This is a genomic window from Aquitalea palustris (assembly GCF_003693445.1).
Classification (GTDB): domain Bacteria; phylum Pseudomonadota; class Gammaproteobacteria; order Burkholderiales; family Chromobacteriaceae; genus Aquitalea; species Aquitalea palustris.
This window is the reverse complement of the sequence record NZ_RFAR01000115.1, coordinates 1-13,978: the sequence shown is the minus strand read 5'-3', so window position 1 is coordinate 13,978 and position 13,978 is coordinate 1. Positions and strand designations below refer to the sequence as shown.

General features: G+C 60.4%; 10 protein-coding genes. 4 read left to right on the top strand and 6 right to left on the bottom strand.

Annotation, left to right across the window (positions count from 1 at the left end; genetic code table 11):
• Positions 1–164: 164 nt before the first annotated feature.
• A complete protein-coding gene (locus tag EAY64_RS19195) occupies positions 165–959 on the top strand; it encodes a Cof-type HAD-IIB family hydrolase (protein ID WP_103526315.1) in 795 nt (264 codons plus the stop codon).
• A 73-nt stretch (positions 960–1,032) separates the two neighbouring features.
• Here EAY64_RS19195 and ptsG read toward each other — a convergent pair whose 3' ends face one another.
• From ptsG to EAY64_RS19180, 3 genes are all read right to left on the bottom strand, one after another.
• Positions 1,033–2,814, bottom strand: a complete 1,782-nt coding sequence (gene ptsG / locus EAY64_RS19190; protein ID WP_103526313.1) for a PTS glucose transporter subunit IIBC — start codon at positions 2,812–2,814, stop codon at positions 1,033–1,035.
• Between the two features lie 86 nt (positions 2,815–2,900).
• Positions 2,901–5,414 carry a phosphoenolpyruvate--protein phosphotransferase gene (gene ptsP / locus EAY64_RS19185; RefSeq protein WP_103526312.1) on the bottom strand — a complete coding sequence of 838 codons (2,514 nt, stop codon included), beginning with the start codon at positions 5,412–5,414 and terminating at the stop codon, positions 2,901–2,903.
• Between the two features lie 441 nt (positions 5,415–5,855).
• Positions 5,856–6,248 carry a DoxX family protein gene (locus EAY64_RS19180; RefSeq protein WP_103526311.1) on the bottom strand — a complete coding sequence of 131 codons (393 nt, stop codon included), beginning with the start codon at positions 6,246–6,248 and terminating at the stop codon, positions 5,856–5,858.
• A gap of 128 nt (positions 6,249–6,376) precedes the next feature.
• Between EAY64_RS19180 and EAY64_RS19175 the strand changes: the two genes are divergently transcribed.
• Positions 6,377–7,294 (top strand): LysR family transcriptional regulator, encoded by a 918-nt coding sequence (locus tag EAY64_RS19175; RefSeq protein ID WP_103526310.1) that lies wholly within the window; start codon positions 6,377–6,379, stop codon positions 7,292–7,294.
• 24 nt (positions 7,295–7,318) lie between these two features.
• On the opposite strand, the gene EAY64_RS19170 is transcribed toward EAY64_RS19175, so the two are convergent.
• Positions 7,319–8,617 (bottom strand): dicarboxylate/amino acid:cation symporter, encoded by a 1,299-nt coding sequence (locus EAY64_RS19170; protein WP_103526309.1) that lies wholly within the window; start codon positions 8,615–8,617, stop codon positions 7,319–7,321.
• Between the two features lie 369 nt (positions 8,618–8,986).
• Between EAY64_RS19170 and EAY64_RS19165 the strand changes: the two genes are divergently transcribed.
• Positions 8,987–9,946, top strand: coding sequence for a DNA-binding protein (locus tag EAY64_RS19165; RefSeq protein WP_103526308.1), 960 nt, complete (start codon positions 8,987–8,989; stop codon positions 9,944–9,946).
• 10 nt (positions 9,947–9,956) lie between these two features.
• Here the strand turns inward: EAY64_RS19165 and EAY64_RS19160 are convergent, their stop codons facing one another.
• Complete coding sequence (locus EAY64_RS19160; RefSeq protein ID WP_103526307.1) at positions 9,957–10,562, bottom strand: MarC family protein; 606 nt, start codon at positions 10,560–10,562, stop codon at positions 9,957–9,959.
• A 197-nt stretch (positions 10,563–10,759) separates the two neighbouring features.
• Here EAY64_RS19160 and EAY64_RS19155 point away from each other — a divergent pair, with 197 nt between their 5' ends.
• Complete coding sequence (locus EAY64_RS19155) at positions 10,760–11,716, top strand: DMT family transporter (RefSeq protein WP_103526306.1); 957 nt, start codon at positions 10,760–10,762, stop codon at positions 11,714–11,716.
• 93 nt (positions 11,717–11,809) lie between these two features.
• Here the strand turns inward: EAY64_RS19155 and EAY64_RS20885 are convergent.
• Positions 11,810–13,978, bottom strand: a 2,169-nt coding sequence (locus EAY64_RS20885; protein WP_369407080.1) for a THUMP domain-containing protein, incomplete at its 5' end; no start/stop codon positions are given.

Below are 13,978 nucleotides of genomic sequence, written 5' to 3'. Positions count from 1 at the left end.
TCCGCGTGTCCGTGGTTCGATTCCGCGACTGGCCACCAGAATACAAAAAAAGCCAAGCTTACCGCTTGGCTTTTTTGCATTGGTGCGGCGTGCCTGGTGTAGTCCTGCGGCTACATGGTGGCAGGTGTAAAATGGCCAGCTCCCACTACAAGCGGAGTTTTGCCGTGTACCGTTTCATCGCCTCCGACCTGGACGGCACCCTGCTGGATGAACACCACGCCGTCAACGCGCTCACCGCGCAAACCCTGCAGCAGCTGGAAGCACAAGGCCTGCGCTTTGCCCTGGCCACTGGCCGCCATTATCTGGATGTAAAAGGCATACGCGATGCGCTGGGCATTTCCGCCTACCTGATCAGCTCCAACGGTGCCCGCGTGCATGATGCGCAAGACCGACTGATCCACAGTGCCAACCTCGACCCCGCCATCGTGCGCCAGATTGCCCAGCCGGAATTTGCCGCCGGCACCATACTCAATTTCTATCTGGACGATGCCTGGCTGATTGATCAGCCCTGCCAGTATCTGCTCGACCTGCATGCCGATTCCGGTCTGCATTACCAGATCGAGGCGCTGCATCAGCATGGTGGCGCGGGTGTCGGCAAGGTGCTGTATATCGCTGATCATGCCCATTTGCTGACCGTGGAGGCCAAGCTGCACCAAGCCTTGGGAGATGCGGCCTATATCACCTTCTCGGCCGACAACTGCCTGGAAGTGATGGCACCCGGCGTGTCCAAGGGCCATGCCTTGCGGCTGGTGCTGGACGAGCTGGGCATCAGTACGGCCGACTGCCTAGCCTTTGGTGATGGCCAGAACGATATCGAATTGCTGCAGACCGCCGGTCACCCGCGGGTGATGGCCAATGCCCACCCACGGCTGGCCTCGCAGCTGCCGCAGGCGGCCACGGTGGCCAGCAATGCCGAGTCCGGCGTGGCCCTGCATCTGCGCCAGTTGTTTGCCTTGTAGTTCTTCTGTTGTAGGCAGGATGCAATGAAAAAGGGCTGCCAGTGGCAGCCCTTTTGTGTTGCAGATAGGCGGATCAGCCTTGTAGTGCCTGTGCCAGTACGGCGGCCTGTTCGCCCACCACCAGATGCCACACACCCGGCTGGGTCTGCACGCAGGCCACCACGCCGGCTTGCTGGGCCGCAGCCTGATCAAACACCGCCGCCTGCTTCAGCTCAACCCGCAGACGGGTATGGGCGATGGCTTCCACCTTTTGCACATTGCCACGGCCACCCAGTGCGGCCAGCACGGCTGCTGCGGTGGCGGCCACTTGCGGATCGGCGGCCACGGCGGCCGGCGCTGCTGCGGCGCTAACTGTGGCAGCAGGGGCGGCGCTGGCGGCGGCTGCCGGCAGTTCGGCATCGTCACCGGCGGTTTTCAGGTAGATCTCCATATCGGTTTTCAGGTTTTCCGATTGCGGTCCGAAAATGGCCTGAATGCCGCTACCCACCTGTACCACACCGGATGCACCCATGGACTTGAGCTTGGCCTGGTCGACATGGGCCGGGTTTTTCACCGCAATACGCAGACGGGTGATGCAGGCGTCCAGATTGGTGATGTTGCTGCGGCCACCAAAGGCCAGTACCAGGGCGCGGGCGCGCTGGTCTTCACTGACTGCGGCCTGTGCTTCGCCGCTTTCATCTTCACGACCCGGGGTTTTCAGGTTGAACTTGAGGATGACGAAGCGGAACACGCTGTAATAGATGACCGCGTAGATCGGGCCGAGGATGAACACATACCAGGCGTGATGCGACTTGTTGCCGATCAGGTTGAACATCAAAAAGTCGATGCCACCTTGCGAGAAGGTAAAGCCCATGTGCATGTCCAGCGTATTGGCGACGAACTGCGCCGATGCCGCCAGGCAGGCATGGATGAAGTACAGCACCGGAGCCACGAACAGGAAGGCAAATTCGATGGGCTCGGTAATGCCGGTCAGGAAAGAAGTCAGAGCGGCGGAAATCATGATGCCGCCCACTTTCACCCGGTTTTCCGGCTTGGCCGTGTGCCAGATGGCAATGGCAGCAGCCGGCAGGCCGAACATCTTGAACAGGAAGGCACCGGACAGCACGCCAGCGGTCGGGTCGCCAGCAAAGAAGCGGTTGATGTCGCCGTGGATGTGCTTGCCGCTGGCATCGACAAAGTCGCCCATTTCAAAGAAGAAAGGCACGTTCCAGATGTGGTGCAGGCCAAACGGAATCAGCAGACGTTCGACAAAACCATAGACGGTGGCTGCAGTGCGCGGATCGCTCACGGCAGCCCACTGCGAGAAGCTCTTGATGGCGCCGCCAATGGGTGGCCAGACAAAGGACAGCACTGCACCCAGCACGATGGCCGCCACGGCGGTGACGATGGGCACGAAGCGCTTGCCGGCAAAAAAGCCCAGGTACTGCGGCAGATTGATCCGGTAGTACTTGTTGAACATGTACGCCGCCAGGCCACCGGCCAGAATGCCGCCGAACACGCCAGTCTGGATGGACGGCATGCCCATGATGGTGTCGGGTTTCACACCCATCAGCCCGGCCATCACGCCCAGCGTGGTGGTCATCACCAGGAAGCCGATGGTGGCGGCAATGGCGGCCACGCCGTCGTTTTCGGTAAAGCCCAGCGCCACGCCCACGGCAAAGATCAGCGGCAGATTACCGAAGATCACGTCGCCGGCGTTTTTCATCAGCGACAGGATGGCCAGCAGCACGGTGCTCTGGGTGTGGAAATCGGTGGCGCCAATACCCAGCAGCAGGCCGGCTACCGGCAATACGGCTACCGGCAGCATCAGCGATTTGCCGATTTTCTGCAGAAAAGCGAAGGATTGATCAAACATGATAGTGATTCCTGCGTAATGCCCCAGCCGTCAGGCGGCGGGAGCCAGCACCGTCCGGGCCAGCCGGACGGCAGGTTTCATTGCGCTTAACGCGCCTGTTGCGCCAGATGGCTGCGCACTTCTGCCACGGTAGAGAGCGCCAGTACCTGCTGCGCCAGCGCGCGGCATTCGTCCATGCTCCAGCGCGCCAGTGTGGCCTTGACCGTCGCTACCGACGGTGTGCTGACCGACAGCTCGCTCACGCCCAGGCCAACCAGTACCGGTGCGGCACGTTCGTCCGACGCCAGGCCACCACACACGCCTACCCACTTGCCGTGGGCGCGCGCACCGTCGCAGGTCATGGCAATCATGGCCAGTACGCCCGGATGCAGCGCGTCGGCCTGCTTGGCCAACTGCGGGTGGCCACGATCCATCGCCAGCACATACTGGGTGAGGTCGTTGGTGCCGATGGAGAAGAAATCCACTTCCGGCGCAAAACGCGCAGCCAGGATGGCGGCGGATGGCACTTCCACCATGATGCCCACCTTGACGTCGGCGTGACCGCTGGCAGCTTGCTCTTCGGCCAGAATGGCCTTGGCGGCACGCAGCTCGTCCAGGGACGCCACCATGGGGAACATGATGTGCAGGCGGGTGAGCGGAGCGGCTTGCAGAATGGCACGCAACTGGGTGCGCAGCAGGTCCGGTCGATCCAGGCTGACGCGGATGCCGCGCAGGCCGAGGAAGGGGTTGTCTTCCTTGGGCAGCGGCAGGTAGGACAGCGGCTTGTCGCCACCTACGTCCAGCGTACGTACTACCAGCGGGCGTTCACTGCCCAGTTCGCGTGCCACCGCGCAGTATTCGGCGGCCTGTTCGGCTTCGGACGGGGCGGTGTCGCGGTTATCGAACAGGAATTCCGAGCGCAGCAGGCCCACGCCTTCGGCACCGGCCTTGACTGCTTCGCGGGCATCGGCGGCGTTGCGGATATTGGCTACCACTTCGATACGGCTGCCATCGCTGGTTTGACCCGGCTGCTGCGACATGGCCTGTTCGGCGGCGCGACGTTCGGCCAGACGGGCGATGGCGGCTTCTGCCTCGGCTTTTTCGGCTGCCGTGGGGGCAATATTCAGGGTGCCGGCGCTGCCGTCCAGAATCACCTCGCGACCATCTTGCAGTGCCAGCGCGGCTTGCGAGATACCGCAGATGGCGGGAATGCCCAGCGAGCGGGCCAGAATGGCCACGTGGCTGGTGGCGCCGCCGGTACGGGTGCAAAAGCCCAGCACTTTGCTTGGGTCCAGCGCAGCGGTGTCGGACGGGGCCAGGTCTTCGGCAATCAGGATGGAACCGGCCGGTACGTCCAGCTCGCTCTGTTTCACCCCGGCCAGCAAGGCCAGCACGCGGCGGCCCACGTCGCGGATGTCGTTGGCGCGTTCACGCAGCAGGGCATTGTCCTGTGCTTCCAGGCGGGCGGAATAGGCGCTGAAGGCAGCACGCCAGGCCCAGGCGGCAGACTTGCCATCGGCCAGGCTGGCGTAGGTCAGTGCCAGCAGGTCCGGGTCTTGCAGCAGCTCCTGGTGCATGGACAGGATGGCGCGCTTGGCCTGGTCTTGCAGCTGCGACTTGATGGCCTCGATCTGCTCGGCGGCCTCTTCGGTGGCACGGGTGAAGTTTTGCTGTTCCACCACGCCGGCAGCACCGGCTTCGGCCACGTCGAATTCCTGCAGGCGATGGTGGAAGATGCGGCCAATGGCGATGCCGGGCGAGGCGCCCACGCCGGCCAGTACGCCAGCACTGTCCTGCTGCACCGGCTGGGCGGCTACCGTTGCGACGGCCGTGGGTGCTTCGTCCAGGCTTTCGCCGCAACGGTCCAGCAGCAGCTGCGACAGCTCGGCAATGGCGGCGGCGGCATCGCTGCCGGTGGCCACGACCTGTACCTGATCACCGTTTACCGTAGCCAGGCCCATGATGCCGACCACCGATTTGGCATTGGCCAGCTTGTCACCCAGCTGTAGCTGGATATCGGCAGCAAAGCGCTTGGCCGCGCTGGCGAATACCGCAGCAGGGCGGGCATGCAGGCCGGCCGGGTTGCTGATGGTAATGCTGTCGGAGCTGAGGGTTTCACCTTCGGCTTGCTGGGCTGCTTCGGCTGCGCCTTGCAGATCCAGCGTCATGATGATGCTTTTGCCGGCTTCGACCAGACCGCTGGCACAGGTGAGTTTTTCCACCACTTCGCCATTGGTGATGATGATCTGGGTGAGCAGGCTTTGTGCGCGGCGCGCCACCAGGTCCAGGTCGAAATCGATCAGCGGCTGTCCCGCTTTCACGTGCTGGCCTTGTTCCACCAGCGGCACAAAGCCTTCACCCTTGAGCATGACGGTGTCGATGCCGATATGGACCAGCACTTCGACGCCGTTGTCCGAGGTAATGGTCAGGGCGTGGTGAGCGGAGTGGATATTGCTGACAGTACCGCTGACCGGGGCCAGCAGCGAGCAGGAAGTCGGGTCCAGGGAAATGCCGTCACCCACCATTTTTCCGGCGAATACCGGATCGGGGACGGTGTCCAGGGCAACCAGCCACCCGGAAAGGGGGGCCAGAATGTCCAGTCGTGGCGCGGGAGAGCCCATGTGAAACTCCTCAGGAGTTGATTGCAACAGTTATTTTATTACGAGCGATTGTTGGGGCAGGATTAAGCCGCAACTTAGCGTCAAAGGCAAGTGCCTATTCAGCCCGTAGTACGCAAGAATATTGTTATTGCAGGAATAAACCTGTTTTTTAGCAGAGTTGTGTAGGCAGATTGCAACGTTGCTATCATGCCAATATTGTAATTTAGCTACAGTCTTAATGTGAAAGTGGCTTGATGGCCGTCAACAAAATCATCTACGGCTGCTGCAGCTTTGCCACAGTGTGGCGGGCTGACGAGGGAGTGGCTGTTCGCCCAGAGCACAGCCACTCCAGCATAGCCTTATGCCGGGTAGCGACAAGGCCTGATGGTTTGGTGCCGGGACAAGTGAAAAGGGGCGATGCGCCGTGTCTGGCGCATCGCCCCTTGCTTGTTGGTGGATGGATCAGGCTTGTTGCTGGCCGGCCGGCTTGTCGCCCAGCAGGAACAGGGCCAGCGAGCTGCTGATCAGGAAGGCAGAATATTCCCAGCCGCCGCCCTGATTGGTGAACATCCAGCCATTGGCACCATGTACCAGCACGATGGTGCCAGCCAGCAGCGGTACCAGCGCCAAGGCGACCCAGCGTGCTTTCAGCCCCAGGATCAGCAACAGGCCGCCTGCCAGTTCGGCGGCCATCGACAGGTAGCCAACGAAGCCGGGCAGGCCCAGGCTAGAAAAGAACTGGGCCGTACCAGCCGGGCCGAAGACGAACAGCTTGGTGGCACCGTGTGCCAGATACATCAGGCCCAGCGACAGGCGCAGGATGAGGGCGGACAGAGCGGGAGAGGTAATGTTCATGGTGAAAACTCCTGTAGCGGTATGGGCCCGGATAGGGGTGGGCGGTTGCAGTGGGAGCATTTGACCATGGGTATAAAGCTGAATAAATATGCTATAAATTAAGATATTGTTTACCAATTGGAAATTATATGGACAGGTTTTCTGAAATCCGTGCCTTTGTCACCGTCGCCGAGCAAGGCAGCTTCGCCGCCGCGGCAGACCGGCTCGACCTGTCGCGTGCCATGGTGACCAAGCTGGTGTCGGCACTGGAAACGCGGCTGGGGGTGCGGCTGATGCATCGCACTACGCGGCGCTTGTCGCTCACCGAGGCTGGCGAAACCTATCTGGCCCAGGCGGGTAGCCTGCTGGCCGAGCTGGAGGATCTGGACGCGCTGCTGTCGCAGGGGGCCAGCAAGGCCAGTGGCCGGCTGCGGGTGACCGCACCGGTGTCGTTTGGCATGCGCTTTCTGGGCAGCGCCATTGCCGGTTTCCAGCGCCAGCATCCGCAGGTGGACGTGGAGCTGTCACTGAACGACCGCAAGGTGGACCTGGTGGAAGAGGGCTTTGACCTGGCCATTCGCGTGTCCAATCTGGCGGATTCCTCGCTGATCGCGCGGCCGCTGGCCAAAGTGCGCGACCGGCTGTGCGCCGCGCCGGATTATCTGTTGCGGCGTGGTGTGCCGCAGCACCCGGACGAACTGGCCGGGCACGATTGCCTGCTGTACACCCTGACCAGCCAGCCCACGCTGTGGGAGTACCAGGCGCCGGATGGCAGCAGCGGCCGGGTCAAGGTGAAGGGTGGTTTGCGTGCCAATAATGGCGACATCCTCACCAATGCCGCCATCCAGGGCATGGGCATCATCCGTCAGCCGGAATTCCTGCTGCAGCAGGCGCTGGCCGACGGGCGGCTGCAAGTCATCCTGCCGGATTACCAATGGCTGTGTCTGGATGTATCGGCGGTATACCCGGTGCGTCGGCATGTGCCGGGCAAGGTGCGGGTATTTGTCGATCATCTGGTGGCCTTTTTTGCCGAGCAAAAAAATAGCCCGTCGGGTGACGGGCTGTAAGACTGACTGAAAAGGGGGCGGATCTTAGTGCTTGGCCGGTACGGCATCCACCTCCGGCAGCACTTCGCCGTTCAGCACACGCTGCATGCGGTCCTGATCCAGTGCTTTTTCCCATTTGGCTACCACCACGGTGGCCACGCCATTGCCGATCAGGTTGGTGATGGCACGGGCTTCGGACATGAAGCGATCCACGCCGATCAGCAGCGCCAGGCCTTCCACCGGCAGCTTGCCGCCCAGGGTAGCCAGGGTGGCGGCCAGGGTGATGAAGCCGCCGCCGGTTACTGCGGCCGCGCCCTTGGAGGTCAGCAGCAGCACGCCGATGATGCCCAGCTCTTCACCCAGGCTCAGCTGCACATTGGTGGCCTGCGCGATGAAGATGGCGGCCATGGTCAGGTAAATCGAGGTGCCATCCAGATTGAAGGAATAACCTGTCGGAATCACCATGCCCACCACCGGTTTGGCGCAGCCCAGGTGTTCCATTTTCTTCATCATGCCTGGCAGGGCGGATTCGGAGGAAGACGTGCCCAGCACCAGCACGATTTCTTCCTTGATGAAGGCGAGGAATTTGAAAATGCTGAAACCGTTGAAGCGGGCAATGGCTCCCAGCACGATGAAGACGAAGGCAAAGCAGGTCAGGTAGACACAGACCATCAAAAAGCCTAGCTGCTTGAGCGAGCCCACGCCATATTTGCCGATGGTAAAGGCCATGGCACCAAAAGCACCGATGGGGGCCAGCTTCATCAGCATGTTGATCACGCCGAACAAGGCATGCGAGAACTCGTCCAGCATGGCCACCACGGTCTTGCCGTTGTTGCCCATGCGGGTCAGCGCCAGGCCCAGCAATACCGAGAACAGCAGCACCTGCAGGATTTCACCGCTGGAGAAGGCGCCCACCACGGTATCCGGGATGATGTGCATCATGAAGTCCACGGTATTCATGTCCTTGGCACCAGCGGCGTACTTGGCCACCGATTTGGCATCCAGCGTGTGCGGGTCCACATTCAGGCCGGCACCCGGCTGCAGCAGGTTCACCACCACCAGGCCAATGACCAGCGCCAGCGTGGTCACCACTTCAAAGTACAGCAGTGCCTTGATGCCGACCCGGCCCACTTCCTTCATGTCGCCCATCTTGGCAATGCCCACCACCACGGTAGAGAAAATGATGGGGGCAATCATCATCTTGATCAGCTTGATGAAGGCGTCACCCAGCGGTTTCATCTTGGCGGCGGCTTCCGGATAGAAACTACCCATCAAGACGCCGATGGTAATGGCAACCAACACCTGGAAGTACAGGCGTGAGTAAAGCGGTGTTCTGGCTTGCATGTCTGGTCTCTTGTTCGCAGATGTTCGGATATCGAGCGCTGTGCCGGACCCTGCTGGGTCCTGTTATATCTAACATCCTAGCAAGCGATCGGTTGCCAGCTAATTGCTGATATCCCTAAGCTGTGCCATTGAGCATGGATAGATTCCGGCCTGCGGCAGGACTACTGGCAGTGGCGGATGTTAGCTACAGATATTTATTGCTGTTATTCTCAATTGTTTATTCAAATGGCAAGATGCATCCTGCTGCTGTCTTCATCCCGGCCATGGGCAGGTGCTGATCACCGGACCGGTGCCGGCTGCTGCGCCTTCAGGCTGCAACTTGCGGCATGGCGGCTCATCCGGTGTGTGGTCTAAGAAAAGGAAAATGTCATGAGTCAGGCAGCCATCATTCCTGCGGATCTACGTGAACGCATCCACCAGCTTATGTCCCTGTTATCCCTGCAGCATGATCAGCAATGCTTCCCGCTGCTGGCTGATGTATGCAGGCTGGCCGGGGTCGACATGAATGTCGCCAGCCAGCTGTACATGGAATGGCGTAAGAGCCAGCAGGCCAATATTGCCCCCTTGCCACAGAGCCTGCCTGGCGAACTCAATCAGCAGGCCGGGCTTGTTCTCGACCATACCTGGCAGCAGGCGCAGCAGCGGGCCAATCAGTATGTGCGGTCAGCACAGGCTGCCTGGCAGGACGAGCGGCAGGAACTGCTGGCCGAGCAGCGTGATCTGGCCTTGCTGTGTGAACAACAGGCGCAGGAACTGGATGCCGTCCGGCAGCATTTGAGCAAGGCGCTGGCAGGCGCTGCGCTGCAGCAGGCGGCGAGCCCGCTGGCAGCTGCACTGCCCACAGTAGACCAGGATGAGCAGCTGCAGAGTTTGCAGCAGCAGCTGGCCGAGGCAGTTCAGGCGCTGGCCGAATCTGAGCAAGCCTTGAGCCGCATGCGGCAGCAAGCGCAGCTTCCCCCGGATGACCAGCTACCCGCCTTGCAACAGGAGGTGGACACCCTGCGCAGCCGTCTGGCACAGGCCGAGCAGCAAGCAGACCAGGCACAGCAGCTGCAGCTGCAAGCACAAGCAGAAATGGACGCGCTGCAGCACAAGTTGGAACAGATGCAGGAGGAGCTACGTACGCTGCGTTCGGACAAGGAAAGCGCCTATCGCGCGGTGGCCAATCTGCGCCAGCAGCTGCAGCAGCTCAAGCAGATACAGCTGGCGACACCGGAAGAGCAGGCCGAGCGCCTGGCACGCCTGAAAATGCTGGCCTTCAGCCCCAGCCTGCCCAGCCAGCTCCCATCCGATACGGAGCCAACCGAGCAAATATGGAAGGCCCGCTAGCCGCGAAGGCTCAGTGGAACTGGCGGATATAGGATGCGACGCCGCTGAGCAGCATCTCGATGGAAATGGCCGTCAGCACCAGGCCCATCAGCCGTTCCAGCGCGGTAATCGCTTGCTCGCCCAGTAGTTTCTGCAGACGTCCGGAAAACAGAAACACCACGGTAGTGACCAGCATGCAGATGGTGAGTGCACCTATCCACTCCAGCATGCGCGCCGGCTCGCGGGTGGACATCAGCAACACCGTGGCCATCGCCGAGGGGCCGGCAATCAGTGGAATGGCAATCGGCACGATGAAGGGCTCACCATGCATCTTGTCGCTGCCGAACACGCTGCCGCCCTCGCTGGGGAAAATCATCTTCAGCGCAATCAGAAACAAAATCACCCCGCCAGCGACCTGCATCGACTGATCCGTCAGGTGCATCACATCCAGAAAATTGCGACCGAAGAACATGAAGGTCAGCAATACCAGAAATGCGATCAGGCATTCGCGATAGACCACCTTTTTACGCCGTTCCGGTTTGACTTGTTTGAGCGCACTGATGAACAGCGGGATATTGCCCAGCGGATCGGTAATCAGAATCAGCAAGACCGTGGCGGAAATGAAGGATGTTTGCATGGTGGTGTCGACGTGTTGGTGGAGGCGATGTTCTGTCTGTAGTGACAGCTATTTTCTTGATAGTTAGTTTTTGGGAAAAATGCTATTGCAATTGTACGACTGTTAAGTTAATGAAATTTTGTGTGGTGCTTGCAGTGCTTATTGGTTGATATTGTTTATTTTTTGGGGTGCGTGTTATTTATTTTGGAGGCTATGCAATGGCCGGAAGCAAGAACGTAAATTTTTATATGGCTTTGGGTGTGGCTGCCAATGCCCTGTGGGGAGCGGCTTTTGTCGTGCCCTATGCCTTGCATGATTTTCCCTCGGAATTGATTACCGTTTTTCGTTATGTAGTATATGGTGTCGTGTCGATTATTATTTTAGTGCTGCTAGGCTTGGGAAATGTAAAGATTTCCTTGCCCATTTTCATGCTGGGAAATGCCATCTCATTTTGTGGTAATGTTGGCTATTATCTTTTCCTGACCTTGGGTATCCAATATAGTGGCTTCGTTTATCCTGCACTGATTATTGGATTGTTGCCAGTTTCTGTCATTCTGGTGGGCGCATTTCAGGATAAAGTGTGGTCACTGCCTGGCTTGTTGCCAGGTATTGGCCTGATTGTTTCTGGGATTGTGTTGATTAATTATTTGAATGTGGGTGGTTCTTCAAGTCTCTTGCTCAGTGCTGATCGTGTCCGTGGCATCATTTTTTCACTGATATCTTTATTGCTGCTTACCATGTATTGCATTGCTAATGCCAGTTTTCTTAAGTCCAATACTGGTATTTCTTCATTGCGTTGGGCAGGTTTTTTGGGTATTTGCGCATTATGGCAAAGTCTCCTGCTGGCGCTCTTCGCGTATATGTTCGCCGGGTATGATATGTCGGTGTTAAGCGCTTATTCTGCCGACCGTTTAGCTGCATTTATATTCGGTGTCGTGTTTTTGGGTGTCTTTGTATCTTATCTGGCGATGTGGCTGTGGAATGTGTCGTCACGCCATGTTTCCAGCATTGTGGCAGGGCGAGTGCTTTGTCTGGAAACCATTTTTGCCCTGGCCTACGGTTATGCACTTGATGCTCGAATCCCGCGCGTATTCGAACTGCTAGGAATTTGCCTTATTGTGTCCGGCGGGTATCTTGTCCAGCGGCATGCAGAAGCAGCACGCCAGGATGTGTGAGCTAGCGTCGTAAAATCAGTCCTGCGCCAAATGCAGGAAGATAAACAAGGCCCGGCAATGCCGGGCCTTGTTTATCACGCATGCCGCAGGGGATTACTCGGCATCCTTCCCTTCGTCGGCCGCGTTATCGGCATCGGCAGCCGGTTTTTCGCGGCGGGCACTGCCGGCCACCATGGGAATGGCAAACAGGCGGCAGGGCAGCGAGCCGTTGAACAGCGGGGTGCGACGCTTGACCGACAGGTGAATCATGTCGGACAGGCGCAGGTCGCCACTGAAGAAGTGGGCAGTCCAGCCAGCAAAGTACGCTTTCAGCCAGTCGCCCAGCTGCGGGTACAGCTCGGCCAGCGCGTCTTGCTCATCCATGCGCACGCCATAGGGCGGGTTGGTGACGATAAAGCCGCTGTCGGCAAACGGGCGTGCTTCCAGGATGTCCTGTGCCTGCAATTCGATGGCATCGGCCAGGCCGGCGCGTTGCAGGTTGGCACGGGCAATCGGCAGCATGTTGCGGGCACGGTCGCTGCCCTTGATGGCCAGGTCGCGTGCCGGCAGCTCGGCGGCGCGGGCTTCGCTCAGCAGGGCTTCCCAGGACAGGGCGTCGAATTCGCGCAGGCGCTGGAAGCCGAAGCGGCGGTTGCGGCCTGGTGCACGCTTGAGGGCGATGTCGGCTGCTTCCACCAGGAAGGTGCCGCTGCCACACATCGGGTCCAGCAAGGGCTGGCTGCCATCGTAACCGGCAATCAGCAAGATGCCGGCAGCCAGGTTTTCCCGCAGCGGCGCTTCGCCGGTCTCCTCGCGCCAGCCGCGCTTGAACAGCGGCTCGCCGCTGGTATCCAGGTAAATGGTGGCATGGTCGCGGGTGAGGAAGGTGTGGATGCGCATGTCCGGTTCGCGGGTGTCCACATTGGGACGACCGGCGTTGGCCTGACGGAAGCGGTCGCACACGGCATCTTTCACCTTGAGCGAAACAAAATCCAGGCTGCGCAATTGTGCGCCGATGGCATCGGTTTTTACCTTGATGCTGCGCGATACGTCGAACCAGCGCGGCCAGTCGATCTGCATGGCCAGCTGGTAGATGTCGCTTTCCTGCTGGTAGCCACCTTCGGCCAGTTTCAGCAGCACGCGGCTGGCGGTGCGGCTGTAGAGGTTGGCCTTCATCATGATGTCGGCGTCGCCATTGAAGGCCACGCCGCCGTCTACCTTGCTGACATTGCTGGCGCCCAGTGCATTGAGCTCGGCGACCAGGGTCATTTCCAGGCCACGCGGGCAGGGGGAGAACAAGGCCAGCTGATTGTGGCGCAGGCCGGACAGGGCATAGACCGACTGCTCGGCGGGCTTGCCACTCCAGGCCGGCTTGGCGCTGTCGCCATGCTGGCGGCTGTCGTGCTGGCGCGGTGCGCGCGGGTCGCGCTCCATGCGGCGATTATTGTCGAAGGGCTTCAGGCTGCTCGGTCGGTCGCTCCAGCTGCCACGTTCGTCGCGTGCATCACGGCGCGGGGCCTGCTCGCGGCTGTCTTCACGGCGGAAGCTGTTGTCACGCGGGCTGTCGGATGGCTTGCTGAACAGTTTGCGCTGGCCGCCTTCGGCACGCGGCTTGTCTTCGCGCTCGAAGCGGCGCGGTGCGGCTGCTGTGCTTTCATCGCGACGGAAGCGGTTTTCGCGCTCGGCGCTCGGTGCCGGCAGGATTTCCGGGTCGTAGTAACTGGCGGCATTATTGCGCTCGCTCGGGCGCGGGGCCTGTTCGTGCGGGCCATCATTGCGCGGTGCGGCAGGTTTGGAGAACAGCTTGCGCGGTGCCTGTTCCTGCGGCGCTGCATCGTCGCTGCGGAAACGGTTTTCCCGCTCAACCGGCGCCTTGTCGTAGCTGCGCGGGCTGTGCTGTTCTTCGCGTTCAAAACGGCGCGGGGCTGCTTCGCGGCGGAAGCTGTCATCGCGTGCTGCAGGCGGCGCGCTGCGCTCGGCCGGCTTGGAAAACAGCTTGCGCGGGCCTTGTTCTACTGCTGCCGGAATGGTGGGGGTACTCGCCGCAGGGGTATCCCGCTCCACATGACGCGGCGCATGCGGCTTGTGTTCGATCTGGCGATCAGGTTGGCTGTTCAGCGGTTTGCGGCCGGACGGGCCACGATCACGTTGATAGCTGCGTTCGCCTTCCGGGCGACGCGATTCGTGCAGATCACCACGGCTGTCGGCCGGGTGCAGGCTGCGCGGTGCCGAGGCATCGCGTTCACGCGGCGGGTAGGGCTTGCGCTCGCGGTCGTCGCGGTT